The sequence below is a fragment of the Mesorhizobium sp. B2-3-7 genome, assembly GCF_006442695.1.
Lineage (GTDB): Bacteria > Pseudomonadota > Alphaproteobacteria > Rhizobiales > Rhizobiaceae > Mesorhizobium.
Genome location: NZ_VFVV01000002.1, coordinates 64,985 through 89,328, shown reverse-complemented (window position 1 = coordinate 89,328; position 24,344 = coordinate 64,985). Strand labels below are relative to the sequence as shown.

31 protein-coding genes are annotated in these 24,344 nt (G+C 61.3%); 18 read left to right on the top strand and 13 right to left on the bottom strand.

The genetic code is table 11. The annotated features are described in order from the left end of the window. The first annotated feature begins 2 nt into the window (after window positions 1-2). Window positions 3-1,112 (top strand): mannonate dehydratase, encoded by a 1,110-nt coding sequence (locus FJ940_RS04355; protein ID WP_140515229.1) that lies wholly within the window; start codon window positions 3-5, stop codon window positions 1,110-1,112. A 93-nt stretch (window positions 1,113-1,205) separates the two neighbouring features. Here FJ940_RS04355 and FJ940_RS04350 read toward each other — a convergent pair whose 3' ends face one another. Further along, a complete protein-coding gene (locus FJ940_RS04350; protein ID WP_140655481.1) occupies window positions 1,206-2,111 on the bottom strand; it encodes a DUF1236 domain-containing protein in 906 nt (301 codons plus the stop codon). A 194-nt stretch (window positions 2,112-2,305) separates the two neighbouring features. On the opposite strand from FJ940_RS04350, the gene FJ940_RS04345 reads away from it, so the two are divergent. Continuing rightward, a complete protein-coding gene (locus FJ940_RS04345) occupies window positions 2,306-2,605 on the top strand; it encodes a DUF1236 domain-containing protein (RefSeq protein ID WP_224519082.1) in 300 nt (99 codons plus the stop codon). Window positions 2,606-2,726: 121 nt separating this feature from the next. On the opposite strand, the gene FJ940_RS04340 is transcribed toward FJ940_RS04345, so the two are convergent. After that, window positions 2,727-2,948, bottom strand: coding sequence for a hypothetical protein (locus FJ940_RS04340; protein WP_140497477.1), 222 nt, complete (start codon window positions 2,946-2,948; stop codon window positions 2,727-2,729). A 231-nt stretch (window positions 2,949-3,179) separates the two neighbouring features. Between FJ940_RS04340 and FJ940_RS04335 the strand changes: the two genes are divergently transcribed. Next, window positions 3,180-3,569 carry a response regulator gene (locus tag FJ940_RS04335; RefSeq protein ID WP_140655479.1) on the top strand — a complete coding sequence of 130 codons (390 nt, stop codon included), beginning with the start codon at window positions 3,180-3,182 and terminating at the stop codon, window positions 3,567-3,569. Next, window positions 3,566-4,339 carry a Crp/Fnr family transcriptional regulator gene (locus FJ940_RS04330; RefSeq protein ID WP_140497473.1) on the top strand — a complete coding sequence of 258 codons (774 nt, stop codon included), beginning with the start codon at window positions 3,566-3,568 and terminating at the stop codon, window positions 4,337-4,339. Before FJ940_RS04335 ends, FJ940_RS04330 begins: the two co-directional genes overlap by 4 nt. Before the next feature lie 219 nt (window positions 4,340-4,558). On the opposite strand, the gene FJ940_RS28675 is transcribed toward FJ940_RS04330, so the two are convergent. Then, window positions 4,559-5,197 carry a hypothetical protein gene (locus tag FJ940_RS28675; RefSeq protein WP_246670975.1) on the bottom strand — a complete coding sequence of 213 codons (639 nt, stop codon included), beginning with the start codon at window positions 5,195-5,197 and terminating at the stop codon, window positions 4,559-4,561. On the opposite strand from FJ940_RS28675, the gene FJ940_RS28670 reads away from it, so the two are divergent. Continuing rightward, on the top strand, window positions 5,180-5,521 hold the full coding sequence (locus FJ940_RS28670) for a sensor histidine kinase (protein ID WP_224519092.1): 342 nt from the start codon (window positions 5,180-5,182) through the stop codon (window positions 5,519-5,521). The genes FJ940_RS28675 and FJ940_RS28670 overlap by 18 nt on opposite strands. Window positions 5,522-5,773: 252 nt before the next feature. After that, entirely contained in the window at window positions 5,774-6,202 is a 429-nt protein-coding gene (locus FJ940_RS04320) for a hypothetical protein (protein WP_140515225.1), read from the top strand. A gap of 81 nt (window positions 6,203-6,283) precedes the next feature. Here the strand turns inward: FJ940_RS04320 and FJ940_RS04315 are convergent, their stop codons facing one another. Continuing rightward, the gene (locus FJ940_RS04315; RefSeq protein ID WP_140497466.1) at window positions 6,284-6,475 is read right to left on the bottom strand and encodes a DUF2934 domain-containing protein; all 192 of its coding nucleotides are present in this window, start codon (window positions 6,473-6,475) and stop codon (window positions 6,284-6,286) included. 310 nt (window positions 6,476-6,785) lie between these two features. Between FJ940_RS04315 and FJ940_RS04310 the strand changes: the two genes are divergently transcribed. The 8 genes from FJ940_RS04310 to FJ940_RS04280 all read left to right on the top strand — a co-directional run bounded on the left by FJ940_RS04310 (window position 6,786) and on the right by FJ940_RS04280 (window position 12,574). Next, complete coding sequence (locus FJ940_RS04310; protein ID WP_246670974.1) at window positions 6,786-8,777, top strand: erythromycin esterase family protein; 1,992 nt, start codon at window positions 6,786-6,788, stop codon at window positions 8,775-8,777. Between the two features lie 29 nt (window positions 8,778-8,806). Then, a complete protein-coding gene (locus tag FJ940_RS04305) occupies window positions 8,807-9,472 on the top strand; it encodes a dienelactone hydrolase family protein (RefSeq protein ID WP_140650287.1) in 666 nt (221 codons plus the stop codon). Window positions 9,473-9,552: 80 nt separating this feature from the next. Further along, on the top strand, window positions 9,553-10,011 hold the full coding sequence (locus FJ940_RS04300) for a DUF1772 domain-containing protein (RefSeq protein ID WP_140515222.1): 459 nt from the start codon (window positions 9,553-9,555) through the stop codon (window positions 10,009-10,011). Window positions 10,012-10,131: 120 nt separating this feature from the next. Continuing rightward, window positions 10,132-10,680, top strand: coding sequence for a DUF6496 domain-containing protein (locus tag FJ940_RS04295; RefSeq protein ID WP_140655477.1), 549 nt, complete (start codon window positions 10,132-10,134; stop codon window positions 10,678-10,680). 232 nt (window positions 10,681-10,912) lie between these two features. Then, window positions 10,913-11,431, top strand: coding sequence for a ferritin-like domain-containing protein (locus FJ940_RS04290; protein WP_140497458.1), 519 nt, complete (start codon window positions 10,913-10,915; stop codon window positions 11,429-11,431). Between the two features lie 154 nt (window positions 11,432-11,585). Beyond that, window positions 11,586-11,723 carry a hypothetical protein gene (locus FJ940_RS28375; RefSeq protein WP_181167175.1) on the top strand — a complete coding sequence of 46 codons (138 nt, stop codon included), beginning with the start codon at window positions 11,586-11,588 and terminating at the stop codon, window positions 11,721-11,723. Window positions 11,724-11,857: 134 nt separating this feature from the next. Continuing rightward, window positions 11,858-12,343, top strand: a complete 486-nt coding sequence (locus FJ940_RS04285; protein WP_140525118.1) for a YbhB/YbcL family Raf kinase inhibitor-like protein — start codon at window positions 11,858-11,860, stop codon at window positions 12,341-12,343. Window positions 12,344-12,412: 69 nt separating this feature from the next. After that, window positions 12,413-12,574, top strand: coding sequence for a hypothetical protein (locus FJ940_RS04280; RefSeq protein WP_140655475.1), 162 nt, complete (start codon window positions 12,413-12,415; stop codon window positions 12,572-12,574). Window positions 12,575-12,712: 138 nt separating this feature from the next. Here FJ940_RS04280 and FJ940_RS04275 read toward each other — a convergent pair whose 3' ends face one another. Both FJ940_RS04275 and FJ940_RS04270 read right to left on the bottom strand, forming a co-directional pair. Then, window positions 12,713-13,306, bottom strand: a complete 594-nt coding sequence (locus tag FJ940_RS04275) for a general stress protein (protein ID WP_140623781.1) — start codon at window positions 13,304-13,306, stop codon at window positions 12,713-12,715. Window positions 13,307-13,327: 21 nt separating this feature from the next. Next, window positions 13,328-14,074 (bottom strand): DUF4142 domain-containing protein, encoded by a 747-nt coding sequence (locus FJ940_RS04270; protein WP_140623783.1) that lies wholly within the window; start codon window positions 14,072-14,074, stop codon window positions 13,328-13,330. 247 nt (window positions 14,075-14,321) lie between these two features. Here FJ940_RS04270 and FJ940_RS04265 point away from each other — a divergent pair, with 247 nt between their 5' ends. Continuing rightward, on the top strand, window positions 14,322-14,651 hold the full coding sequence (locus tag FJ940_RS04265) for a hypothetical protein (protein WP_140655472.1): 330 nt from the start codon (window positions 14,322-14,324) through the stop codon (window positions 14,649-14,651). Window positions 14,652-14,728: 77 nt separating this feature from the next. Here FJ940_RS04265 and FJ940_RS04260 read toward each other — a convergent pair whose 3' ends face one another. The 7 genes from FJ940_RS04260 to FJ940_RS04230 all read right to left on the bottom strand — a co-directional run bounded on the left by FJ940_RS04260 (window position 14,729) and on the right by FJ940_RS04230 (window position 18,692). Beyond that, window positions 14,729-15,079 carry a hypothetical protein gene (locus FJ940_RS04260; RefSeq protein ID WP_140497446.1) on the bottom strand — a complete coding sequence of 117 codons (351 nt, stop codon included), beginning with the start codon at window positions 15,077-15,079 and terminating at the stop codon, window positions 14,729-14,731. Window positions 15,080-15,081: 2 nt separating this feature from the next. Beyond that, window positions 15,082-15,441 carry a hypothetical protein gene (locus FJ940_RS04255; protein ID WP_140515218.1) on the bottom strand — a complete coding sequence of 120 codons (360 nt, stop codon included), beginning with the start codon at window positions 15,439-15,441 and terminating at the stop codon, window positions 15,082-15,084. Further along, window positions 15,441-16,661, bottom strand: a complete 1,221-nt coding sequence (locus FJ940_RS04250; protein WP_140655468.1) for an Nramp family divalent metal transporter — start codon at window positions 16,659-16,661, stop codon at window positions 15,441-15,443. The genes FJ940_RS04255 and FJ940_RS04250 overlap by 1 nt, the downstream gene beginning before the upstream one ends. Further along, on the bottom strand, window positions 16,658-17,044 hold the full coding sequence (locus tag FJ940_RS04245; protein WP_224647132.1) for a hypothetical protein: 387 nt from the start codon (window positions 17,042-17,044) through the stop codon (window positions 16,658-16,660). The genes FJ940_RS04250 and FJ940_RS04245 overlap by 4 nt, the downstream gene beginning before the upstream one ends. 416 nt (window positions 17,045-17,460) lie before the next feature. Beyond that, the gene (locus tag FJ940_RS04240; RefSeq protein WP_140515215.1) at window positions 17,461-17,700 is read right to left on the bottom strand and encodes a hypothetical protein; all 240 of its coding nucleotides are present in this window, start codon (window positions 17,698-17,700) and stop codon (window positions 17,461-17,463) included. Window positions 17,701-17,836: 136 nt separating this feature from the next. Then, a complete protein-coding gene (locus FJ940_RS04235; protein ID WP_140655465.1) occupies window positions 17,837-18,439 on the bottom strand; it encodes a diguanylate cyclase in 603 nt (200 codons plus the stop codon). A gap of 34 nt (window positions 18,440-18,473) precedes the next feature. Beyond that, entirely contained in the window at window positions 18,474-18,692 is a 219-nt protein-coding gene (locus FJ940_RS04230) for a hypothetical protein (RefSeq protein ID WP_140655463.1), read from the bottom strand. A gap of 178 nt (window positions 18,693-18,870) precedes the next feature. Here FJ940_RS04230 and FJ940_RS04225 point away from each other — a divergent pair, with 178 nt between their 5' ends. From FJ940_RS04225 to FJ940_RS04205, 3 genes are all read left to right on the top strand, one after another. Continuing rightward, window positions 18,871-21,204 carry an FdhF/YdeP family oxidoreductase gene (locus FJ940_RS04225; protein WP_140655460.1) on the top strand — a complete coding sequence of 778 codons (2,334 nt, stop codon included), beginning with the start codon at window positions 18,871-18,873 and terminating at the stop codon, window positions 21,202-21,204. Window positions 21,205-22,010: 806 nt separating this feature from the next. Next, a complete protein-coding gene (locus FJ940_RS04210) occupies window positions 22,011-22,796 on the top strand; it encodes an SDR family NAD(P)-dependent oxidoreductase (protein WP_140497430.1) in 786 nt (261 codons plus the stop codon). Between the two features lie 80 nt (window positions 22,797-22,876). Then, the gene (locus FJ940_RS04205; RefSeq protein ID WP_140497428.1) at window positions 22,877-24,055 is read left to right on the top strand and encodes a zinc-dependent alcohol dehydrogenase; all 1,179 of its coding nucleotides are present in this window, start codon (window positions 22,877-22,879) and stop codon (window positions 24,053-24,055) included. The last annotated feature ends 289 nt before the right edge of the window (window positions 24,056-24,344 follow it).

Here is a 24,344-nt window from a genome sequence, read left to right as displayed (position 1 = left end):
GGATGAAGATCGGACTTGGCCTCTATCGCGATTCGCTGACGCCGGAGAATTTCCGCTTTGCCCGGCAGGCCGGCGCAACGCATGTCGTTGCGCATCTGACCAACTATTTTCGCGGCCGCGATCCCTCGCTGTCGGCCGGCACCGAAACGGATGGCTGGGGCGATTGTTCAACGGATGGATTGTGGAGCTACGAGGATTTCACCGGACTGGTGAAAACCGTACGCGACAACGGCCTGGAGATCGCCGGCATCGAAAACCTGTCGCCGCGCTTCTGGTCCGACGTGCTGCTCGGCGGCCCCGATCGGTCGAGGCAGCTCGACGGCCTCAAGCGCCTGGTGCGTGACGCCGGCCGGGCCGGCATTCCCTGCATAGGCTACAACTTCTCGATCGCGGGCGTGTGGGGCTGGCAGCGCGGGCCATTCGCGCGCGGCGACGCCATGTCCGTGGGGCTCGATTTGTCCAATATCGATCCCGACCTGCCGCTGCCCGACGGAGTGGTCTGGAATATGCGCTACCGGCCGGGCCGAGCCGGCGCCGCGCCTGTCAGGGTCTCGCAAGAAGAACTGTGGGAACGGCTTGGCGTCTTTCTGCGCGAAATCGTACCGGTGGCCGAAGAGGCCGGCGTCGTGATGGCTGCGCATCCGGACGATCCACCCGCCGAGGCGCTGCGCGGCACGGCGCGCCTCGTCAACCGGCCGCAGAAATATGATCGGCTGATGGATATCGTCGACTCGCCCGCCAACGGGCTGGAGCTCTGCCTCGGCTCGCTGCAGGAGATGCCGCAGACCGAGGAGATCTACAGCCATGTGCGCCGTTTCGCGCGGCGTGGCCGCATCGGCTATATCCATTTCCGCAATGTGCGGGGCAAAGTGCCGAAATATCACGAAACCTTCGTCGACGACGGCGACATCGACATGGCCGAGATCGTGCGCATTCTGCGCGACGAGAATTATCAAGGCGTCATGATACCCGATCACACGCCTGAGATGGCCTGCGACGCGCCATGGCACGCCGGCAAGGCCTTCGCATTGGGCTACATGCGCGCACTGGTGCAGAACGCCGACGCGCTAGGCCCGGTACGAAGCCGGGCACCCGACATGGCAGCGGAGTGAATAGGGGACGCACGACTGACATTTTTCGAGCCCGAAGGCGCCGCAAAAGCCCGCTTTCGATGGAGAGCGGGCTTTTGTTAGTCGGCTCGGTTCCTAACTCAGGATAGCGACGATCTCATATGAGTTCGGATCGACAATAACAATCCTGCCATCGGCCAGGAGGAAATATTCATAGCTCTCATAGGCAGGAACGATTTCGACGATCCGGTGCGGAAGTCGATGCAGCCGCACCTTCTGCTTCGGCACTTTCACGCCGACCGAAATGTCCACGTCGAGGTTCGAGACCGGTTCCACCTTCGTCTCGCGGATGACGTTGGTGATTTCGGTCTTCTGCTCGACGGATATATTGTTGATTGAAGCGGTTGAACTCTGGTCGGTAGTCGTACCGGCCTTGCCCTGCGCTTGCTGATCGGTAGTCGTACCGGCCTTGCCCTGCGCCTGCTGGTCGGTCGTCATACCGGCCTTGCCCTGCGCTTGCTGATCGGTAGTCGTACCGGCCTTGCCCTGCGCTTGCTGACCGGTAGTCGTACCGGCCTTGCCCTGCGCCTGCTCGTCGGTCTTCATGCGGGGCTTGCCTTGCGCCTGCTGATCGGTCTTCACGCCCGCCTTGCCTTGCGCCTGCTCGTCGGTCTTCGCTCCGGCTTTGCCTTGCGCCTGCTCGTCGGTCTTCATGCCGGCCTTGCCTTGCGCCTGCTCATCGGTCTTCATGCCGGCCTTACCTTGCGCCTGCTCGTCGGTCTTTACGCCCGCCTTGCCCTGCGCCTGCTCATCGGTCTTCGCTCCGGCTTTGCCTTGCGCCTGCTCGTCGGTCTTCATGCCGGCCTTGCCTTGCGTCTGCTGCTCGGTGCTGCCGCCCTTCTGGCAATTGGCCGAGCCGGCTGCGCAAGTGTCTGCCCCACCCGATTGGGCCGCTTCGCCCGACTGCTGCTGGGTCTGCGCGATTGCCGCCCCACATCCGAGGGTAAGCGCTAACATGCTGGTGATCAGAGTGGTTCTCATGGGAAATCTCCTAGGATGGCAGTCCCTTCGCGGCAAAACTTTGCCACCCCGTGATTGTTCCACCGAAGGCTAATATATTCCGGAGCGGATGGAACTGCCGGCATTTTGCGAAGTTCGGCGCATGGGGCGCACCTGCCGAAACGCCGGTGGCGTCGTCGGCTTGGCGCCCTGCCCAACATCTGATGGAGACAGAAGTGGAAAAATATCTACTGGGAACGGCAGTGGGCATCCTGTTTCTTGCGGGGGCCGGAGCGGCCGCGGCGCAAGATGTGGTCATCCAGCCGGAGCAAGAAACCGTTATCAAGGAGTATGTGAAGAAGCAGCCGCTGGCCTCGGTCCAACTGCCCGGCGTGGAACTCAATGTCGGATCCACCGTGCCTGATACGGTCGAACTTCATGAAGTTCCCGATGTGAAATACCGCTACGTCGTGGTCGACAATCGAACAGTTCTGGTCGACCCGGAAACCCGGAAAATCGTCCAGGTCCTTCAATGACCGCATGTTCCAAAGCGCCCGCCCCGGCATGCGTCGAGGCGGGCGACCTGTGTCAGGTTTCTGTTTTCATGCATGTCTTTGTTCCAAACCGAGGCGTTTTGGGCGACATGCATGAGCATGGCTACGACTGCAGGTCAAATGCGATGTTGCGATGCTTTTGAATTGCTGAGCTGGCAACAATGTCCGCCAGTTCTTTGTCGGAGAGAGTGCATTCTGGCAGTTCGTAACGGATGGCTGACACCGCCTGCGCCGTGGAAATTGGCCATTCGAGATTTCTGCGGGAATTGATGTAGTGATCGATGGCCCGGATCAGTTCCTTCGAGGTCATATCGATCACAGGCATCGGTTCCTCCTCCTTATTTCCCCGTTTTTCTCACTGTGTTGACGGACACCGAAACCTGCCATCACAATTGTTAAAACGGCAGACGAAAAAGATGTCGATTCAGGAAAATAGGGGCTGGCGGTGGCTTTGGAGTTCACCTCCGCTGCATCGGTGGAAATATAACTGGGAGTGCAGCGGGTTGCGGTGTAGTGTCCCAAGTGATGGCCGCTGCAAAGGGAGAGCTCTTGCACCATGGACGGGGAAGCGGCGAAATCAGCCTTTCTGGGCGGGATTCGCGTTTTGATCGTGGAAGACGAATATTTTCTCGCCGATGACCTGCGTAAGGCTCTCGTCACACAAGGGGCGACAGTGCTCGGCCCGGTCGCCACGGTCGAGCCCGCAATCGAATTGCTGAACAGCGGTCAATGCGATTTTGCGATTCTCGATATCAACTTGCGCGGCGAGCAGACATTCGAGATTGCCCGCGAGTCGTTGGCGAAAGGCGTTCCGATCGCCTTCGCCACCGGCTATGATCAGACGGCCATACCAGCAGAGCTCGGCGGGATCAGGCGATTTGAAAAGCCTCTGGAATTCGGCAGCATTGTCGAGTTCGTTGCCGCGACGGCACACGATACGCGATGAACGAGAGAAGCGAGCCGGCGGTTGGCCTGAGAGCGAAGACCGCGCGGCACCCGCTTATCCGCAAGCTGTCCAATTTCACGGTCCTGTCCGTGGAAGAATGCGACGCCATCGAGAGCGCGACAACAAAGGTCGCCGAATTCGCCGCCGGCGATGACGTCATCCAAAGGGGCGACAGGACAGGCGGGGTCAACCTGCTGCTCGAAGGATTTGCCTGCCGCTACAAGATTCTCGAAGACGGTCGGCGACAGATCCTTGCCTATTTGGTGCCGGGCGACCTTTGCGATCTTCACGTGTTCCTGCTGCGGCGCATGGACCACTCGATCGGTGCTCTCAGCCGCTCCAAGGTTGCGGCGATCCCGCAGAGCGCCATCCTCGGCTTCACCAACAGCTATCCCAATCTTACGCGTGCGCTCTGGTGGACCACGCTGCTCGACGAGGCGATCACCCGCGAATGGGTCGTCAACATCGGCCAGCGGACTGCTTATGAGCGGATGGCTCACCTTTTTTGCGAGCTGTTCCACAGGCTTCACGCAATTGGTGAAACGGCCGGCAAGAGCTATCCCCTACCGGTAACCCAGGCGACCCTGGGCGATACGCTCGGTCTTTCGAACGTGCACATCAACCGTACGCTTCAGGATCTCAGGCGCGACGGCCTCATTTCGTTCAACAACGGCACTGTAACGATCAAGAACCTGGCGAAACTGGAGGCGGCGGCCTTTTTCAATCCTGATTACCTTCATCTGTTGGACGTCAGGGAGCCTTTTGCATGATCAGGCACGGCCTCATCGAGTGGAGCGCAAAAATGAAACATCATAGGGAACCTGGCCTGCTTCTGCCGGTTCGGCGTGACCGGAGGCGGTAGCGAGCGATGGCCAAGCGCGATTTGATCGGCGGATCGGCAGGTACGATCGATCCGCTGGGCCGCTGCGATCGCCCTCCATATTTCCGCCGACAGCGGCGGCATTAATGCTCCTGCCGGCTCGACGGTATCATTTTCGCCGGCTGAAAACCGCGCGCGGCGGCACGAAAGCCAATCCTGGGCGCGTGAACGCGAGCCAAAGGCCGACGAGACGATGCGCTTGGCACCGCGCATGATCGATGAACGGTTGAAAGACTGACAGGTGGCTGGAAAAAGACCTCCCAAGAAAGACGTCACGGGTACATTCTCCCGTCCGCAAGGTGTGTCCGCCGAAGAACGCGATGCTTCCGCGTCGATGCGGCTCAGCCATGTCGATGAACAGATGGACGAACGTGACGATCATATCGCCCGGCTCGAAGCCGAACTCCAGGTCACACGCGACCGCCTCCAGGCGACGAAGGCATTTGCCGCCGAATTGCAGCACCGCGTTCGCAACACGTTGAGCATTGTCCGTTCGATCGCTCGCCGGTCGGTTGAAAACAGCAACAATGTCGAGGACTATGCCTTTCACCTCGAGGGCCGCATCAATGCGCTTGCACGCACGCACAATGTGCTGATGCGATCGGCCTCGGCCACCGTGCAGCTTGACATGCTTGTCCTTGACGAGCTTGCGTCCCAAGGCGGCCGGACGGAAGATCAGTTCACCATAGATGGCCCGGATATTTCCTTGTCCGGAAAGACGGCGGAGACCTTGGGCCTGGCGTTCCACGAACTCGCCACCAACTCGATGAAATATGGCGCGCTGTCGGCAGCCGACAAATCAATCAGCGTAAGCTGGAAAGTGGGTGGCACGCCCGCCAGACAGGAGCTGAAGATCCGCTGGATCGAGGACCTGCATGGTCCGGCAGCAATACCTGCGCGACGCGGCTTCGGATCCGAGCTGATCGAAAAGGTGGTGCCCTATGAGATCGGCGGAGCTGGCTCGCTGCGCTTCACCGATGCCGAGGTGATCTGCACGATGGATATCCCCCTCTCGAACGAAATTCACCCCAGCAGGAGCCTGGAGGACCCGCCCGACGATCTCCAGCATTGAACACCGACACTCCTGCGCCGAAAGCCGGCCGGGGCCAGGAGCGTGGAGTTGGAAGGGGCTGACCCAGCACCGACCGAGGTGGCGCAACGGCCCTGGGGTTTGCCGAGTTGCCGCCGCACCAGCCTTCAAATTCTCAAAATGATGGAACTTCAGCGACAACAAAGAGTTCGGAGCGCGGCGACGGCGAGCGCGCTGTCGTGATCTCGCGACTCACCTTGAAGCGGGAGGAACCTGGATCAACAGGAGCTGACCATGAAGTCCCATACACTCGAACAACTACACGCAATCGCGGAAGTTGATACGGTGTGCCCGACAATGACGCGGAACCAACGCCTGGAGCGCTGGGCAAGTCTTCTTGAGCGTCATCCTGAACGGCGCCTCGGAGCGCTTCCGGGCACCGAATATATGAGCCCCGACATGCGCGAAAACGCCTACTGCGTGCAATCCCCCATCAGCGTCGCGTTCGAAGATCCGATACTGCGGGCGCAGGGTCTGGAAGGCGACACCTATGGCGAGGCAAAGCGCTTTTTCGAACTGTCCAACTGGCAGTTGCACAACATCGTCTGCGATTGCCACGTCGGTGCGACCATGAAAGCCGGGTGGGTCGCCGTTCGCGTGCGCGCCGCCATGGGCGAAGGTTTCAATATCTTCGCCAGGCTCAGGGCGCTGCTCGGACGTTGACCGAGACGCCATCTCGAATGCGTCGACGGAATGAACAGTCGGTCGACGCATTTTTCCTCCTTGGCGGCAAGTGACGTCGCTTCAGGAGCTTCGAGGCTCCGACCCGCTGCCGATGGTCGGATCGGGCACCACCGGACCGCGCTCGGCTTCCGATCCTTCCGCCTCTATTTCCTGCACGGCCTGGTCCCAATGCTCCTGCTCTCGGCCCGGCGGGCGGCCTTCGCGCTCCCAGATCTCGTAGGCTCGTCGCTTTATGAGTTCTTCCTTGTCCATTGGAAACTCCTCCTGCGTGCCCCAATCTCCGGCAGGCCGCTTTGTTCCCTCCGGAAACAAAGGCAACGCTTTTGGAGCGATCCGGACTAGCCGCACCGGAGCGACACGGAACCCTTGGGGGATTAGGCCGTTTCCGAGCATCGGCGCAGTGGGGGATGGCTTGGGAATGCCCGCCGCTCGAACTCTTGGCGACGAACACGCCAATGACGTGCCTGCGCCACGCCTTGCCGCCCCGTGTGGCCTCGGCCAATCAAAGCCTTGCAGCGGGACTCCAAAGGGTGGGCGCGACGCAAATATTGGGCTTGAGATCATGACTATTGTCTTTTCGGATCGTCGCGAGGCAGGACGCGTTCTCGCTGATAAGCTCGGCCACTTCGCAGCGCGCGATGATGTCACCGTGCTGGCGCTGCCGCGCGGCGGCGTGCCTGTCGCCTACGAAGTCGCACAGGCATTGAAGGCACCGCTCGACGTTTTCGTCGTACGCAAGCTCGGCGTTCCCGGTTACGAAGAGTTGGCCATGGGCGCAATCGCGACCTCCGGCGTACGCGTCCTGAACGACGAGATCGTGGAAGGCCTCGCTGTGCCGGCCCACGTCATCGATGCGGTCACTGCCAGCGAGGAGAGGGAGCTTTTACGCCGCGAGCACCTCTATCGCGGCGAGCGGGTACCGCTCCTTGTGGAGGATCGAATCGTCATTCTCGTGGACGATGGGCTCGCCACTGGGTCGACCATGCGCGCGGCGGTCAGGGCGCTGCGCGGAAAGCGGCCTGCCCGTATCGTTGCGGCCGTTCCGGTCGGCAGTCCCGACACCTGCGAGGCGATGGAGAGCGAGGCCGACGAGGTCGTCTGTGCGACGACGCCGCAGCCGCTCATCGGCGTCGGGCGCTGGTATGAAGATTTCTCCCAAACCAGCGACGACGAGGTCCGCGCCCTTCTCGCCAAGGCGGGGCGACCAACCGCACCGTCCGGCCACGATGCGCCGCAGAATACGGCAAACCGATTGCACAAGCACGTCGTTCGGCTCTCCGGAGACGCGCGAGACTACGACGAGCTCTTGGCGGCGATCGGCGAGGCGCGCTTCGTGTTGCTCGGTGAAGCTTCGCACGGCACACACGAATTCTATCAGGAGCGCGCGCGGATCACGCGGCGGCTGATCGAGGAGCAGGGTTTTGCCGCCGTCGCTGTCGAAGCCGACTGGCCCGACACATACCGGGTCAACCGCTATGTTCAGGGAACAGGCGAGGATATCGACGCCGAAGAGGCGCTCGCCGATTTCCGGCGCTTCCCGATCTGGATGTGGCGGAACAGGGTCGTCGTCGATTTTGTCGAATGGCTGCGCCGGCACAATGAAGCGCCCGGCAAGGGCAATCCGAAAGCCGGGTTCTACGGCCTCGACCTCTATGCCCTGCATGGCGCGATGAAGGCTGTGCTGCGCTATCTCGAAAAGGCCGACCCGGCCGCGGCGGAGATCGCGCGTCGCCGCTATGCCTGTTTCGACCATTTCGGCCCTGACCCGCAGGCTTATGGCTTCATAGCCGGCAATGAGGTCGATAAATCTTGCCAGGAGGCTGTGGTCGCACAGCTGGTCGAGATGCTGAAGCGGCGCCCGGCGAAGGCCGAGCCGCGCGAAGGCGCCATCGCGGACGAACTCTTCGCGGCGCAGCAAAACGCCCGCCTGGTGAAGAATGCGGAGGCCTATTATCGCGCCATGTTCCTGGCGCCCGAATCGACCTGGAACCTGCGTGACCGGCACATGGCCGAGACGTTCGAAGCTCTCACCGCTCATCTCGGCCGGCTCGGGCGGCCGCCGAAGATCGTGGTTTGGGCGCATAACTCCCATCTCGGCGACGCCAGGGCGACGGACAGGAGCCTGCATGGCGAAATCAACCTCGGACAGCTTATCCGCGAAAAGCATCAGCGCGACGCCTTCCTCGTCGGCTTCACGACGTATCAAGGAACGGTGACGGCGGCATCGAACTGGGACGGCCCCGCGGAGCGCAAGGTTGTCCGGCCTGCCCTAGCGCGCAGCTATGAGGCGCTGCTGCATGCAGTCCCGGCTGATCGCTTCCAGCTCGATCTGCGCGGCGACGGCGAAGCCCTGCCGCGACGGCTCCTGGAGCGCGCGATCGGCGTCATCTACCGGCCTGAGACCGAACGGGCCAGCCACTACTTCCATGCCGACCTTGCCGCGCAATTCGACATGCTGCTGCATTTCGACGAGACGCGGGCGGTTGAGCCGCTGGAGCGCAGCTCGCAATGGGACGCCGGCGAGCTCGCGGAGACCTATCCGTTCGGGGTTTAGGGACCGATCCAGTTGAGATGGAGATCGCCATGGTCTCAGTCCTGAAGACAAACGAGAAGGCCGTGCAGGTTCCCGCCGGCGGCGCAATGCTCGCGGGCAACCTGTCGCTGCCGCAGGAAGCCCGTGGGCTCGTCCTCTTCGCTCACGGCAGCGGCAGCAGCCGGCACAGCCCGCGCAACCGCTATGTGGCCGGACGGTTGAACGAGGCGGAACTCGCCACGTTGCTCATCGACCTGTTGACGACCGAAGAGGAGCGTATCGACCAGATTACCGCCGAGTTGCGGTTCGACATCCGCTTGCTCGCCGATCGACTGGTTCAGGTTACCGACTGGCTGCACATGTCCGAGGAAACGTCGGCGCTGCGCGTCGGTTATTTCGGCGCGAGCACAGGGGCTGCCGCGGCGCTGATAGCTGCGGCCGAACGTCCGGATCGGGCGGCCGCCGTCGTCTCGCGCGGCGGGCGTCCGGATCTTGCGGCACCTGCCCTGCCCCGCGTCCGGGCACCAACGCTGCTCGTGGTCGGCGGCGCAGACACGCAGGTGATTGCGCTCAACCGTTCGGCGTTCGCGGCGCTGCGGTGTGAAAAGGAGCTGGCCATCGTTCCGGCTGCGACGCACCTGTTCGAGGAGCCCGGCGCGATGGAAGAAGTGGCGGACCTCGCGATCCAATGGTTCCTGCGCCAACTGCCCGCGTGACGCCGGCGCCAACGCCTCATCAGAGAGCCAGATCGATTGGGTCGTCGGCGCGTTAAAAATCATTCCGCGGAGAAGCTTCCATGACAGTCAGGGTTCTGCAATTTCTCGCCATTGTCATTTCGGCCCTCGCGCTCATCCCGGCAGGGGCCCATCTCGCAGCTCTCCCCAACAAGATATCTCTGCCGCAGCCGGAATATTTCACCGTCCAAGGCATCTATTACGGATGGGCGATCCTTGGATTGCTCTGGCCTGCCGCGCTGATCGTGAACGCATTGTTGGCGATCTCCGTGCGCTCACAGGCTTGGCCCTTTTGGCTCGCCCTGCTTGCGGCGCTGTGTTTCGCGATCATGCTCGCGATCTTCGTTGTCTGGACGCTCCCTGCCAACCAGGCGACGCAGAACTGGACGACAATTCCCGCAAACTGGGAAGCGCTCAGGCAGCAATGGGAATATTCTCATGCGGTAAATACCGCGATTGTATTTGCAGCACTCTGTCTCGCGACGCTGTCGGCGCTCTCGTGGCGTCCGGCCGATCTGTAGATTGTCGCCGGAGAAAGTCTCTTTTCCTCCGGATCATTCGCGCCATCGATGCGTTAGGTTTTCTGGAGGTCGCGACGTCGCACCGCCATCTGTCCCGCTGTATCCAACGAGGAGAAAGCGATGCCGGATAAGAAAACCATCGAGAAAGCGAAAAAAGACAAGCGCGAAGGTAAATCGCCCACCACGCAGGCCGGCGAATTCGTGCATGACGAGATCGAGAAGGTCCGTCGCGGCAAGCACGGCGCGCGCTCGACCAAGCAGGCGATCGCCATCGGTCTTTCGGAGGCGCGCCGCGCAGGCGTCGACCTGCCTCCGCCCAAGAAACGAAGCGTCAAGGAGAGCACCCGCAAGAGCGCCGAATACGCCTATGAAGTTGGCCAGGGCGAACGTAAGCCAAAACGCAGCCCCAAGGTCTCGAAGGCCGTTTCCGAGGTTCTCGAGCACGAGCCGAAGAACACGGCATCCCATGAGGCGCTTTCAAGACAGACCAAGCAGGCGGCGTCGCGCCGGACGGCCGAGGAGCGCTCGGCCGCAGCCAAGAAAGCCTCGGAGACGAAGGGCACTGCAGGCCGGTCCGCCGCCGCACGCAAGGCGGTCCGCACCAAGGGTGCTGCCGGAAGAAAGAAAGCAGCGCAGAAGGCCGCCAGCACGCGTGCGGGCCGAACCTAGACTAGAAGGTCGAAAACCCGCTGCGCACTCTCTCCAGCCGGCTGGTGAGAGGTAGCTGGACCGCAGCCAGCGTCAAGCGATGCGCACTATGTCAGCTGGGACAGTGCGATCGTGTGAGATACGGCCGTCCTTGTCTTTGTCTCGATCCGGCGGGAACAACGGCCCGTGTTCAAGGTTATGGAAAGCTACACCGGTGGTGGAGCTTTCATGACAACCTTAGGGAGACGAAGACATGGCGACTGCGAAGAAGGCGGCGACGAAAGGGCTGGAAGCCCTGTTCCTCGACGGGCTGAAGGATATTTATTACGCCGAAAAGAAAATACTAAAGGCGCTGCCCAAGATGGCCAAGGGTGCCGAGTCCGAGGAGGTCGCGGCGGCGTTCGAGAAACATCGCGTGGAAACCGAAGGCCAGGTCGACCGCCTCGAACAGGTGTTCGACCTGATGGACAAGCCAGCCCGCGGCAAGACCTGTCCGGCAATCGACGGCATTCTCGAAGAGGGTTCGGAGATTCTCGACGACTATAAGGGCGACCCAGCATTGGATGCAGGACTGGTCGGAGCGGCACAGGCGGTCGAGCACTATGAAATCGCACGCTACGGCACGTTGATCGCGTGGGCTGAACAGCTTGGCAAGAGCGACGCGGTCAAGCTCCTCAACGAGACGCTCAAAGAGGAAGTGGCAACCGATGAAGCGCTTACAGGCTTAGGCGAAGGCGGGGTCAATGAGCGGGCTCTTGAGAAAGCCGCTTAGCCGCGGGGCAGCCCGGCGCTAAGCGCCCGGCAGCCTTCCTGTCCAGAGCGGGGTGCGTTCGAGTTGAACTGCGGGTCCTGCTCTGGATTTGGCTGCCGGGACCTCGACAAAACAGGTTGTTAAAATCATCGAACCTTACAGGAGGATCCGCGCAATGCCGGAAGACCTGTCTCGCGAGGAAGAGCAACGCGGTACCGGAAAGCTCATCACCTGGGGTGTCGTGATCGCCGCCGTGTTTTTTATTGGCCTCTTGGCCATATTCGTCCTCAAGCCGCTTATGACGGGATCTTAGAATCCTTTCGAGCCGCAGCGCGCTTGAGCCGCGCCGGAACGTGCTCGCAAGCAATTCGATGACCGCAACAATTCCGGCACGCTTTGCGACGCGGCGGTGATGCGATCGAATGTTCCCTCAAAGGAGTGCCAACCATGCCCCTGACGCTCAGCAGCCCCGCCTTTGCCGACGGCGGAGAGATCCCCGAAGCCTATACTCGTGACGGCAAGAACGTATCTCCGCCTCTGAAGTGGGCCGGGGTACCGGACGGCACAAAGAGCCTCGTCCTTGTCGTCCAGGATCCCGACGCGCCGAGCGGAATGTTCGGCCATTGGGGGGTGTTCAACATATCGCCGGAGGTGCAGGAGTTGCCCGAAGCGGAAAGCGGCAGACCGGGTCCACAGGCCCTCAGGCAAGCGCGGAACGATTTCGGTAACGCCTATTACGACGGCCCTGAACCGCCTGTGGGCCACGGTGTCCATCACTACCACTTCCGGCTGGCGGCGCTCGACACGCCGAACCTTGCTATCCCCGCAAGCACGGGCGTGGAGCGTATCTGGCAGGAGGCGCAAAAACATTTGCTGGAGCAGGCGGAACTCGTCGGAACCTACGAACGTGGCCGGCAATTGAAGGCAGATTGATCCAGGTGCCGTCGTCCACGCGCGGAACGGTTCTTCTCCTTGCCGGTTGTGAGGGAAAGGAGACCTCCCATGTTTGAAAGCGTCATGTGGTTGATCGTCGTCGCCGGCGGGCCATTGCTACTGCTCGTATTGCTGGCCTACGTCATTGTCACTCGACGTCGCCGCGGTCCCGCAGAACACAGAGAAAGCGATCGAGCCACCGATCGGCTCTATCATCAGGACAAGGATTGATTGTAGCTACTGTGGCCCACAGCAAACTCGATCAGCGGTCCAAACATCCCTCGCACATGTCCCGAAGATCAAATTTCGGGCGAGGCACCCACGCCGGCCTGGCTGCAAAGTGCCCCGCCGCCCTGGCAGGCTTGTTCTTCAGGGCCGGTTTATTGCCCTGCCGCCGTCGCGCTCAGGGACATAGTCGCCCGCGTTGACGTCAAAGCCGGTCCAGCCATCCGCCTCGTAAGCCCTGCGGCGTTCCATCACGTCAACCGAGCTGGACTGACCCAGAATGTCCTCGGCTTCCGGAACAAGCCCATCGTCCACCTTGGCCGTCACCAGCGTACCGCCACGACGTACGCCCTCTGCATAGACATTTGCATCGTTTTCGGAAACGCCCGAATCCGTCAGAGCGCCAATGATACCGCCCGCCGCACCACCAGCCACCGCGCCGGCAACCGCCCCGGTGGCGGTAGCGGCAAGCCATCCGGCCGCAACCACAGGTCCGACGCCCGGAACGGCCATGACGCCCAACCCTGTCAGCAAACCGCCGGCGCCACCGACCACGGCCCCTATCCCTGCGCCGCTCGCGGCATCTTCAGCGGTTTCGGAACGATCTCTCTCGTACCAGCCATCCGAGTTGTTGGCGATGATGCTGATATCGGAATGTGGCACTCCGGACGCTTCCAGTTCGCCGACCGCGTCGGCTGCGTCGTCATAGTTGTCGAACAGTGCAGTTACGGTTTTCATTTTGATATCTCCTGATCGTGCTCATTTGCTGTCGGCGACGACGTTGCCCTGATAGTCGAGCCCGACGGCGACACTTTGGCCTGACTTGGTCGCCTGCCCGCGCCAGATGCCTTGATCGTCCTTGGCAAGCTTCGACACATTGGAATAGCCGGCATCCTCGATGCGGCTCTTTGCCTGGGGCTCGGTGAAACTGTTTGCGCCGGGCACCAGGGCCGCGGCATTGGGTGTGTTCGTGGTTTTCACCGCGGGCGTTGTCGCTCCCGTGATGGAGTCCTGGGCGGAGGCGATCTTTTCGATCATCTGCCGATGCATCTTCAAGGTGCCGACCGTTTGCTGGGCGAACGTCTTGAGGGCCGCGTTGTCGCCGTCGCGGGCGTAGCTTTCAAACAGATTGACGGCATCGGCGTGCGCCTTGCGCTGCATGTCCACATAGGCCGGATCGATTGGCGGCTGTGCGTTCTGGAGCTTATCCAGATCGGCCTGATGCTGCGCATCGAGCGCCGTCGGCACCTTCAACTTCTGTTCGCCGGCAATTGTTTCCAGCTTGGCGTTGGCCGCGCCATGGTCCCGGATCATCGTCTGCGCGAAATTCTTGATGCTTTGATCCTGGGCCTTGTCCTGGGCAATCTTGCTCGAATCGACCTCGAACTTGCCGCCGACGGCGGCCTTGTCGACGAAATCCTGAGCGCTGTCGGAAGCAGCCAAAGCAGGCATTGCGATAAGCATGGAAGCAGCGGCGAGCGAGGCAAGAAGGTGTCGCGTTTTCATTGGCTTTGTCCTTGTCGATGCGCGAACTTACGATGCGCCCTAACAAGCCAGGATGGGCTTTGTTCCGGCGCCGTGCGATGCGCTGCAAGCGCCTTCGGACAGGCCCCACAGCCGGCCAGGAGACCCTCAACATCGGGACCGCGGCGCGGAACAAATCGGCGGCTGCGAGATTTGATTTTAAATGCGACCCATGAGCGTCAATCTGTCGACCGAGCGAACTTGCCGAATTGGGTTCCGAGGAGAGTTCATGGCCAAGATTTCAAATTCCACACCTGCCGCAGCCAGGGGAGAAGTTCAGGCCGGAGCCACACGGGACAAAACGCCCGGATTCGATCCTGCAGTTGCCCCGTTCGAGACCGACGCCGAGGCGGCGGACACGCAGAACCCGGTCACTGAAGCAGGTCCGCAGCGTTCTCTCCGGCCAAAATTCGAAAACGATGCCAGCTTCGCCAACGCGATGCGGCCGGTGGAGAACGAGCCCGAACTGCAGCCCCGCAGCAACTGGCCGCTAATGATGATTGCGGCCTTCGTGCTGATAGCGGCCGCGGTGTTCCTGGCAGCCAGCCTGCTGCGGTAAGGCGCATCATCCTGAGTGCAGACAGCATCAGACAACCCTTGGTTCGAGCACTTTCGCGCGGCCGTCCGCCTGGGTCGTCATCGATCCTGCCTCCCTCGTGGATGAAATTCGGGGGCGCCCTTCATGCCGGAAAGTTCCGTTGTCGAACACAGCAGCCGCGGCCGTGCAGGATCGGAGATGTCGAGCTTGTCCCAGGGAATACGGTACAGGCCGTCGCGACGGCGCAACCGGAAGAAATCCAGCACCGCCGTGCCGATGGTCGAGGCCGAGAGACGCTCGAAAGCGGCGTAGATACCGACATGGAATTCGGTAACGACGAAGTCGTCGCCGGCCGGTTCGGCTCGTATCTCCTCGATATAGCCGATGCTTTCGCCTTGCCGCGAGAGAACGCGTCGTCCGGCCAGATGCTCGAGGTTGACGGTGGACATCATCAAGCTCCCGGAATGCGTCCGATGACATGGTCGCGCAGCCAGTCCTGCCAGGCGAAGATCGAGGTTTCGCGCACATCGATATCGAACTGGATGTCGACGCCTATGTCCTGGACCTTCTTCCAGGCGATCCGGTGCGGCTTGCGATGGCGTTTGCCGCCCCACGCTGCCGCGAGTTGCGTCATCCAACGCCCTGGCCGTACGCCCAGTCGACGCGCCAAGGTGACGGAGCCGAGCTCGACCGCGATGATCCTCGGCGGCTTGCCCGGCCGCAACTCCGCCACCAGCCCGTCGATCTTGCCGATCTTGACCTGCTCGCGGTCGACGATCTGCTTGTCGAGGATGTCGCGCAGCAAATCCATCACGTGCCTCCGAATATCTGCAGGGGAATGGTCACCACGGCGAGCACGAAACCAAGCCCGATGATGAAGATCACCGCGGCATTCGAGACAATGCCGTTGCGGTGCTCGCCGACATAGCGCTTGTCGTTCAGCAGGAAAAGGAAAGGAATTACCGTCAGCGGCAGGCTGGCGGCGGTCAGCGCCATGGAAAAAATGGTGAGCTTCAGCGGATCGAGCCCAAGCATGATGGGGATGGCGGCCAGAAACAATGATACCGTGTAGACGGCACTGAAGCCAGGATCGTCGCGTGGCTTGAGGTTTTCGCCCCAGTTCCATCCAAACCCTTGCGCCACCAGATAAGCCTGTTGCAGCCCAACCTCGAGTGCGGCGCCGAAGCAAGCGATAGCGAGCGAGGCAACGAACAGGACGAACCCCCAGAAGCCGAATATCGGGATCAGCATCAATGGTAATTGATGATAGTCGTCGACCTGATCGATGCCGTGCGTTGCAAGCACGAGCGCGGCCACCATCAAGACACCGATCGAAATGGTGCCGCCAAACGCCATGCCCAGTCCGGCGATGGCCCGATTGGTTCCGAGATAGCTTCTGTCCCACTGGTCCTCGATCGCCCCCGAGGAATAGAACATGAACAGGTAAGGCGATATCGAAGCGCCAAGAATGCTGACCGCCATGTACCAGTAATTCGCCGCGTCGTGGGCCGGCAGTGTAGGCACCGCGCCGGACGCGACAGCTGTCCAATCGGGCTTCAGCATCACCGCTGCGACCACGAAGCACAGCGTCACGAGGCCGAGTATCGACACGCCTTTCTCGATCAGTCCGAACGTGCCTTTCCACAGCAACAGCCATGCCATCAAAGCCACGGGTAAAGCCCACCATTGGAAGCCAATGCCGGTGGCAAGTTCGAGCGCGATGGCAACACCACCGATCTCGGCGGACAGCAGCATGAAATTGACCAGCAGGGCGGCAAGCAATGGCCATAGCGAAACGTTGAAGCCAAATCGTTCCCGGATCCCGTCAGAGATCGTGTGATGGCTCACGGCGGCAAACCGGCCGGCCATCTCGACCAGAAAAATGATGCAGATGGTGCCGAGAACCACCGCCCAGATCAGCTGAAACCCGAAGGTCGCACCTGCCTGGGCTGCCGTCGCCATCGATCCGACTTCCAGGAAGCCGCCAACACTGGTGACGATGCCCAGCGATATTTCCAGGAGCTTCTTCATGGCTTCGGCGCGAAATATCTGAAGTAAGCGGCGGCCAGGGAGCGCGTGGCCGTCCGAATATCTTCCTGAGCCTCCTGCACTTGCGGGCGGCGGTCCGCTTGCACTCCCGCCTGGGCGCGGTTCACCGCGATCGACAGGTCCTTGACCGCCTCCGCCAACGCAGCCTGCTCGGCAGGTTCAGCCGTAGTGGCCGATCGGATCTTCGCGTCGATATCGGCCAGTGTCGTGCCGGCCGATTGCAGCGTGCCCGAAGCATATTTGGAAGGGGCAGCTCCCGCCGCCCAGGCATCAAGCGTCATTGATACGGTCTGCGCCGTCGAGGCGGCAGTTCGGGATTGCTGTTCGATCTGGTCCGAGGACGAGCACGCGGTCGACATGGCCATGAGCAACAGCAGGCATGCGCTGTTGCGGCCAAGGCGACGACCGCTAAGAATTAGATCCGGCGTTGGACCCGCCACACGAATGACCTCCCCCACCAACGAAAACCATGTTCGGCGTAAGTTTTGATCTAGCGCGCCCGCCCTCCCCGTCAACCGAGGCAGGGACCAGCGCGAGCGGAACAAAGGATCGGTAGCCGGATTAACGAGGAGGCGGCGGGGCGGTTCGATTTCCATCCTGATCGTCGCGCCCCCAAATGATCGACTGGCAGGGAAGGATCCCTCAATGCCCCGTCTCATTGCCTGGATAGCCATTGTGGTGATTGTGCTTGTCGCGGCTTGGATATGGTTCGGTCGCGATACATCGGGCAGCGGGGGCGGCAGCCAGCCGGCGCCTCACGCGATAGACCAGAACGGGTAGTTCAGTCTGGATGATCCTGCTCGGCGGCGCTCCGGGTGCGCTCGGCTTTGTACTCGTGGATCAGGCCCAGAATCTGAGCCTTGACCGTCTCGCGCGCCTCAGGTTGGACGAAAGGCATCAGCCGTTCGACAATTTCGCCGACCGTCTGCGGGAGATCCGCGGCGGAATCGGTGAGCTGGCTGCCATGTTCGTAGACATTGTCCGTCAGTTTCTTGTCGAGGTCGGATAGAAATCCCATCATCGCACTCCCCATCGCTGCCATGCCCGCTCGCTCAATGGCCAGCCCGGCAGAAATGTTCCGCACAAGGATGCTGGCATTGCGGACCGGCGGGATATCCGACGCCGGCGGCTGGAGGGGTGCTGCCGCGCGATCCGTGTCAACGCCATGTCGTCTGGCCCGGATCTCCTCGCCTGGCCTTCGACGGGATCAGTTTCCCGGCATTGGCCCGCAATCCCCTGACGAGCTCTTCCAGATAGGGAAGCAGTTCGAAAAGCAGGATCACGCCCATCACGCAGGCAATGTAGATCACCGGCAGCTGCTGCGATTTCCAGACAAGTTCGAAGCGCGCGGTTTCCGTCCCTGCCCCGAACAAGGCGAGGAACTGTCCCCAGTGGAGGGAAATGACGCTGACCAGCCCCATCAGCGGGATCATCTCCAGGAAGCTGTGAACGTGCTGCTCGATCGGCGTGACGGTGCGGGCGGTGGTGGCGTAGCTGACGTCCCACATCGCTGTCGCCTCGTGGACGAAGAAGGTAACGATCATGACGAGAATGATGAGAGCATTCACGTCAAGAAACATGGCGGCCAGCAAAGGTATTCCGACCTCGGCGAACATCAGAAGGTGGATCAACGATTCCTTGGCGCCTGTCGTCGATTCGATGTGAGAGGCGCGATGGCAGAGCCAGTCGGCAAATCCGGCGGCCAACCAGACCGGCAGCAGGAAATACATCAAGATCAGCACGGTAGGATCTGACAGCATGACATCCTTTCGCGCGGGATCCCGTTCGAGGTCGCTACTGCTGCCCCGGCATTTCGGTGTTTTCCTGGGGATTTTTCCGGACACCCGCGGCTGGCGAAGTATCCGTCGGCGCGTTACCGCCCCGGTTCTGTTCAGGCGCCCGCTTCAGTGGCGAGGTATGCCAGCCCATGTCGGCATAGAGAGATCCTATGAGGAAGCCGATGATGATGATGGCGGCTATCACGAGCGAAAGCACTGCATTGCGTCGCACCATTGCCAGGCTCCCTTCCCAAGCCGAACAGCCGATCACGAAAATAGTTCCACGACCGGCCGCGATCACTCCTCGGTCGCGTCGGCTTCGACCCGCAAGATTCGACCCCAACACTGCACGGAGCCGCGGGAACAATCGGTGACGGGCGAGGTTCGGTATCGGTTCTTCAAGGACGATCTCGATGAAACCTGCCGTAACCGACCGTATCGAAACAAAAAAATACAACCATCCCACCGGCGGATGGGGATCCCTGAGGTCATTGGTCCGCAAGGCATACGGCGAAGGCCTGCTGATGTCGGGCATATGGAGCACGCTGCTCAAGCAGAACAAGGCCGATGGCTACATGTGCGTTTCCTGTTCATGGGCCAAGCCGGCCGATCCGCGGCCCTTCGAGTTCTGCGAAAATGGCGCGAAGGCGACCATGTGGGATCAGACAAAGCTGCGTTGCGGCCCGGATTTCTTCGCACGACATACGGTCACCGAACTGCTCGACTGGCCGGATCGTGACCTCGAAAAACAGGGTAGGCTTACGGATCCCCTACGCTACAATGCCGTCACCGACCGCTATGAACCGGTTTCCTGGGATGACGCATTCCTCGAGATCGGCATGGAGCTGCGGCGGCTCGATCCGAAATCGGTCGTCTTCTACACATCCGGCCGGGCCTCGCTGGAGGCTTCGTTCATGTATCAGCTCTTTGCGCGTATCTATGGCTCATCGAACCTGCCCGATTCTTCCAACATGTGCCACGAATCGACATCGGTCGGGCTGCCCGAATCGATCGGCTCGCCGGTTGGAACCGTGCAGCTCGAGGACTTCTCCCAGTGCGACATGATGTTCTTTTTTGGCCACAACACCGGGGTGACGGCGCCGCGGCTGCTGCATCCGCTGCAAGAGGCTCGTCAACGTGGGGTGCCGGTGTTCACCTTCAATCCCTTGCCGGAAAGGGGGCTGAAGCGCTTCAAGAATCCGCAAGATCCCCTTGAGATGCTGTCGCCGGGGCCCGGCACGAAGATGTCCAGCGACTTCTTCCAGGTCCGCAGCGGCGGCGATATCGCCGCCATGACCGGCATCGCCAAGGCGGTGCTGGCGCTCGACGACGCGGCACGGGAACACGGGAATCCGCGCGTCCTCGACGTCGATTTCATTGCCGAGCACACGGATGGTTTTGCCGAATTCGAGGCTTACTTGCGGGCAGCCAGGTGGGACGAAGTCGTCAGGCGCTCGGGAATAGCGCAGGCGGATCTCGAACATGTTGCCGAGGTCTACAGCCGCTCCAATGCGGTGATCGGCAATTACGGCATGGGTTTGACACAGCACCGGCACGGTACCGAGAACGTCCAGATGCTATGCAACCTGCTGCTCATGCGCGGCAACATGGGAAAGCCCGGCGCCGGCATTTCACCGCTGCGCGGCCATTCCAATGTCCAGGGCCAGCGCACTATCGGCATATCCGAAAAGCCCGAGCTCGTTCCGCTCGACAAGTTCGCCCGGTTCTATGATTTCGAGCCGCCACGCGAGAAGGGTCTCGACACGGTCGAGGCCTGCGAGGGCGTCATCGCCGGCTCGGTGAAAGGCTTCATCGGACTCGGCGGCAATTTCGTTCGCGCCGTTCCCGAAACCGGCCTGATCGAGAAAGCATGGCGTCGGCTTGGGCTGCATGTCGAAGTCGCCACCAAGCTCAACCGCAGCCATCTCCTGCCAGGGGCGGTGACCTATCTGCTGCCCTGCCTGTCGCGGCTGGAAAGGGACCATCAGGCGAGCGGTGACCAGACCGTTTCAATGGAGGACTCCACCGCCTGTATCCACGGCTCCTTCGGTTCGCGTCCGCCGGCTTCACCGCATCTGCTTTCCGAACCGAAGATCGTGGCGGAACTGGCCAAGGCCACCGTATCGGGGGTGAGTTCGATCCCGTGGGATAAATGGGTCGCCGATTATTCCCTTATCCGCGATGAGATCGAGCGTTGTTACCCGCAGCATTTTCGTGAGTTCAACAAGCGGTTCCTGACGCCGGGAGGCTTTCACCGCGATATCAAGGCCTCGAAACGGGTCTGGGAGACGCCGAACAAGAAAGCCAATTTCAAGCTGCCGACGACGCTTGAAACAGACCCGGACATCGATGTTTCGGGTCACAATGTGCTGACGCTGATAACGGTGCGCTCCAATGACCAGTTCAATACCACCGTCTATGGGTACAATGACAGACTGCGCGGCATACACGGCACACGCATGGTCCTGTTGATGAACGAGGCCGACATTCAGCGGTTCGGATTGAGCGCCGGGCAGGAAATCGATCTGGAAACCCATGCCGATGATGGCGTGGAGCGGCGGGTTCGAGGTTTGCGCATCACCCCCTACTCCGTGCCCGAAGGCAACTGCGCCGGTTATTATCCGGAACTCAATCCCCTGGTTCCTCTGTGGCACCGGGCCAAGAAGGCTCACGTCCCCGCCGTCAAATCGGTACCCGTCAGAATTGTTGCCAGGGAACCCAGAACGAGAAGCTCGGCGCGCCACTAAAGCAATCCAGGAAAAGTGTGTACGGCTTTCCGGGGAAAAGCGCGGTGCGCTTTCCCTTAGGAATTGCGCAAAAACAACAACACAGAGTGGTTAGCCGTTTCCGCAGACGATGAACTGCTCTATGGCGGTCCCAGTCTGGTGGGCTAGGCCGGTAGCTAGCCGCCAGCCGGCTTAGGGGATGCCGGCTGGGCCGGTTGGGTGCCTTGCTGATCTCCGCCGGTGGTGGTTTGTGGGGTGGGGTTCGTGTCGGTTGTGGGGTTTTTGTCGACCGGCTGACTGTTCGTATCCGCTTTGGATTTGTCGGGATCGGGATTGTTGCACCCGGCCAGACAGACCAGTGCCAGCATCAGCAACACGGCTCTCATATCGATACTCCTTCGGTGGGAGATGGCGAAGCAGCCTGCCAAGCTTCCATCCGGTCGAATCGCACCGAAAGCCCCTGCCTGGCCGCGCTTCTGGCCAACATGCGATCCAGTTCGGCATCTTCGATCGGGCTGCGCATCACCTCACGAATGGCCCTGCAAGCCAACTCCGTCGACACGAAATCATATCGCCTGCTCCTGGTCAGCACATATTGCTCGACCAGCATTTTCACACGCCGGAGCGCGATCTTATCAGCATGTTGCATCATGTTCCTCCTGCACGCGCCGAACTGCGGGACCATCCGGTTGTTCCCGCCCGAATTCCGAAAATCCATCGCCCGGCCAAGAGCAGAAGTCAGACTCCCGACAGGCGCCGACCGGACGATACCGATCCACGGAACAATCATCTCCTCTGCTGGTTCGGCCGGCACGACGGAGGAAATCATGACGGATGCAAAACTCGCAGTGGTCACCGGCGCCTCGAGCGGCATAGGCAAGGAACTTGCGAAACTCTGCGCGAAGGATGGCTACAATCTCGTCGTTGCGGCTGATGAACCGGCAATCCAGCAGGCCGCCGAGGCACTCGGCTCACATAATATCGCAGTCGAAGCCGTCGAGGCCGATCTCGCGACCGTCGAAGGCGTGGATCGGCTGATCTCCCGAATTGGCGAGCGTGACATCGACCTGCTGTTTCTCAACGCTGGACGCGGGCTCGGGAATGGCTTCGTCGACCAGGACTGGGGGAAGATCCGGCGCATCATCGACACCAATATCACCGGAACGGTGTATCTCGCGCATGAACTCGGCGCCAAGATGGCTCGCCGCGGGCGCGGGCGCATTCTTTTCACCGGGTCGATCGCCGGTTTCATGCCCGGGACTTTCCAAGCCGTCTACAACGGCACCAAGGCATTCATCGATTCCTTCGCGATCGCCTTGCGTCACGAATTGCAGGACACCGGCGTCACGGTGACCGTGTTGATGCCCGGCGCCACGCAGACACGCTTCTTCGAACGCGCCGAGATGATGGACACCAAGGTCGGCACCGACGAGAAGGACAATCCGGCCGACGTTGCCAAGGCCGGCTACGAAGCGATGATGACTGGCGAAGAACAGGTGGTCAGCGGCTGGAAGAACAAGCTGCAGGTCGCCGCTGCGCATGTCACGCCAGCGGGTACGCTGGCCGAACAGCACCGCGAGATGGCTGCGCCGGGCTCGGCGTCCCAGGACTGACCGGCGGCATCTTCGGCGCCACGCACGAGAAACGCGCGTCTCACCAATGAAACGCACCCTCGAAACTCAGGAGCAACATCGTGAAAGCCCTTACATGGCACGGCAAAGGCGACATACGCTGCGACCAAGTGGCCGATCCCGTCATCGAGGATGACCGCGACGTGATCATCAAGGTTACGTGCTGCGCCATATGCGGCTCCGACCTCCACCTGATGAACGGTTACATGCCGACGATGAAATCGGGCGACGTGCTTGGCCACGAGACGATGGGCGAAGTGGTGGAGGTTGGTCAGGGCCATTCGAAGTTCAAGAAGGGTGACCGGGTGGTGGTGCCGTTCAACATTTCCTGCGGCGAGTGCTGGTTTTGCCAGAACGGGCTGTTTTCGCTTTGCGACCGCTCGAATCCCAACGCAAAACAGGCCGCCGAAGCGATGGGGCAATCGCCGGCCGGCCTTTTCGGATATTCGCATCTTGTCGGCGGCTATTGGGGCGGACAAGCGGAATATCTGCGGGTTCCGTTCGCCGATGTCGGTCCGATCAAGGTGCCGGAGGGAATGGAAGATGAACAGGTGCTGTTTCTCTCCGACATCTTCCCGACCGGCTACATGGCGGCAGAGAACGCCGGCATCGAGCCGGGCGATACGGTCGCGATATGGGGTTGCGGCCCGGTTGGCCAATTCGCCATCCAGAGCGCGTGGATGCTCGGCGCCGGCCGCGTCATCGCCATCGACAAGGTGCCGGAGCGGCTGGCCATGGCGCGTGAACACGGCAAAGCAGAGACGCTCGACTTCAGCAATTCCAATATCTACGACGCACTGATGGCGATGACCGACGGCCGCGGCCCGGATCGCTGCATCGACTGCGTCGGCACTGAATCCGACCCCGGCGCCAGCGCCGACGCCATGCTCGACAAGGTGAAGGCCGCCGTCTATCTCGGCACCGATCGGCCGCATGTGCTGCGAGAGGCGATCTATTGCTGCCGCAAGGGCGGCACCATCTCGGTTCCCGGCGTCTATATCGGCCTGGTCGATCACATCCCGTTCGGCGCCGCGATGAACAAGGGGCTGACCTTCCGAATGGGCCAAACCCATACCCAGCGCTATCTCGAACCACTTCTGGCCAAGGTCCAGAATGGCGAGATCGACCCGTCTTTCGTCATCACCCACAGAGCCGAGCTCGAAGCCGGGCCGGACCTCTACAAGACCTTCCGAGACAAGCAGGATGGTTGCATCAAGGTGGTTATGCGGCCGCATGGCTGAGATGTCGCAATTCCAGAGGCAAGAGCTGTCTCATTCCCGGCATCCGTTGGACGCCCGCCCGATCGGCATTGGCAGTTCGGAACCTTCTGCTGTGTCGGCGATTGACCCGCTGAGTTCGGTTCAGAAGAAGGGGGCCGCCATGGCCAACGAGAATTCTCGCTCGAAACCCGTTATTCGGTCTCCGAACACCGATGGTTTGCCACACCCGAGGCGAGACGCCGGTGATACGGACGCAGGGGCGAAATCGCCGACGCCGAAGACTGCCGGAGGATCTCACCCTTCAGCCCCT

Bases quoted from the DNA above. Each gene is read 5' to 3' on its own strand.
- FJ940_RS04310 (WP_246670974.1), top strand. From the start codon at position 6,786: ATGACTATTGTCTTTTCGGATCGTCGCGAGGCAGGACGCGTTCTCGCT.
- FJ940_RS04255 (WP_140515218.1), bottom strand. From the start codon at position 15,441: ATGGATTTGCTGCGCGACATCCTCGACAAGCAGATCGTCGACCGCGAG.
- FJ940_RS04295 (WP_140655477.1), top strand. From the start codon at position 10,132: ATGCCGGATAAGAAAACCATCGAGAAAGCGAAAAAAGACAAGCGCGAA.
- FJ940_RS04270 (WP_140623783.1), bottom strand. From the start codon at position 14,074: ATGAAAACGCGACACCTTCTTGCCTCGCTCGCCGCTGCTTCCATGCTT.
- FJ940_RS04300 (WP_140515222.1), top strand. From the start codon at position 9,553: ATGACAGTCAGGGTTCTGCAATTTCTCGCCATTGTCATTTCGGCCCTC.
- FJ940_RS04290 (WP_140497458.1), top strand. From the start codon at position 10,913: ATGGCGACTGCGAAGAAGGCGGCGACGAAAGGGCTGGAAGCCCTGTTC.
- FJ940_RS04330 (WP_140497473.1), top strand. From the start codon at position 3,566: ATGAACGAGAGAAGCGAGCCGGCGGTTGGCCTGAGAGCGAAGACCGCG.
- FJ940_RS04285 (WP_140525118.1), top strand. From the start codon at position 11,858: ATGCCCCTGACGCTCAGCAGCCCCGCCTTTGCCGACGGCGGAGAGATC.
- FJ940_RS04240 (WP_140515215.1), bottom strand. From the start codon at position 17,700: ATGATGGGATTTCTATCCGACCTCGACAAGAAACTGACGGACAATGTC.
- FJ940_RS04235 (WP_140655465.1), bottom strand. From the start codon at position 18,439: ATGCTGTCAGATCCTACCGTGCTGATCTTGATGTATTTCCTGCTGCCG.
- FJ940_RS04315 (WP_140497466.1), bottom strand. From the start codon at position 6,475: ATGGACAAGGAAGAACTCATAAAGCGACGAGCCTACGAGATCTGGGAG.
- FJ940_RS04275 (WP_140623781.1), bottom strand. From the start codon at position 13,306: ATGAAAACCGTAACTGCACTGTTCGACAACTATGACGACGCAGCCGAC.
- FJ940_RS04265 (WP_140655472.1), top strand. From the start codon at position 14,322: ATGGCCAAGATTTCAAATTCCACACCTGCCGCAGCCAGGGGAGAAGTT.
- FJ940_RS04245 (WP_224647132.1), bottom strand. From the start codon at position 17,044: ATGGCCATGTCGACCGCGTGCTCGTCCTCGGACCAGATCGAACAGCAA.
- FJ940_RS04260 (WP_140497446.1), bottom strand. From the start codon at position 15,079: ATGTCCACCGTCAACCTCGAGCATCTGGCCGGACGACGCGTTCTCTCG.
- FJ940_RS04355 (WP_140515229.1), top strand. From the start codon at position 3: ATGAAGATCGGACTTGGCCTCTATCGCGATTCGCTGACGCCGGAGAAT.
- FJ940_RS04225 (WP_140655460.1), top strand. From the start codon at position 18,871: ATGAAACCTGCCGTAACCGACCGTATCGAAACAAAAAAATACAACCAT.
- FJ940_RS04230 (WP_140655463.1), bottom strand. From the start codon at position 18,692: ATGGTGCGACGCAATGCAGTGCTTTCGCTCGTGATAGCCGCCATCATC.
- FJ940_RS28375 (WP_181167175.1), top strand. From the start codon at position 11,586: ATGCCGGAAGACCTGTCTCGCGAGGAAGAGCAACGCGGTACCGGAAAG.
- FJ940_RS04305 (WP_140650287.1), top strand. From the start codon at position 8,807: ATGGTCTCAGTCCTGAAGACAAACGAGAAGGCCGTGCAGGTTCCCGCC.
- FJ940_RS04340 (WP_140497477.1), bottom strand. From the start codon at position 2,948: ATGCCTGTGATCGATATGACCTCGAAGGAACTGATCCGGGCCATCGAT.
- FJ940_RS04210 (WP_140497430.1), top strand. From the start codon at position 22,011: ATGACGGATGCAAAACTCGCAGTGGTCACCGGCGCCTCGAGCGGCATA.
- FJ940_RS04335 (WP_140655479.1), top strand. From the start codon at position 3,180: ATGGACGGGGAAGCGGCGAAATCAGCCTTTCTGGGCGGGATTCGCGTT.
- FJ940_RS04320 (WP_140515225.1), top strand. From the start codon at position 5,774: ATGAAGTCCCATACACTCGAACAACTACACGCAATCGCGGAAGTTGAT.
- FJ940_RS04250 (WP_140655468.1), bottom strand. From the start codon at position 16,661: ATGAAGAAGCTCCTGGAAATATCGCTGGGCATCGTCACCAGTGTTGGC.
- FJ940_RS04280 (WP_140655475.1), top strand. From the start codon at position 12,413: ATGTTTGAAAGCGTCATGTGGTTGATCGTCGTCGCCGGCGGGCCATTG.
- FJ940_RS04350 (WP_140655481.1), bottom strand. From the start codon at position 2,111: ATGAGAACCACTCTGATCACCAGCATGTTAGCGCTTACCCTCGGATGT.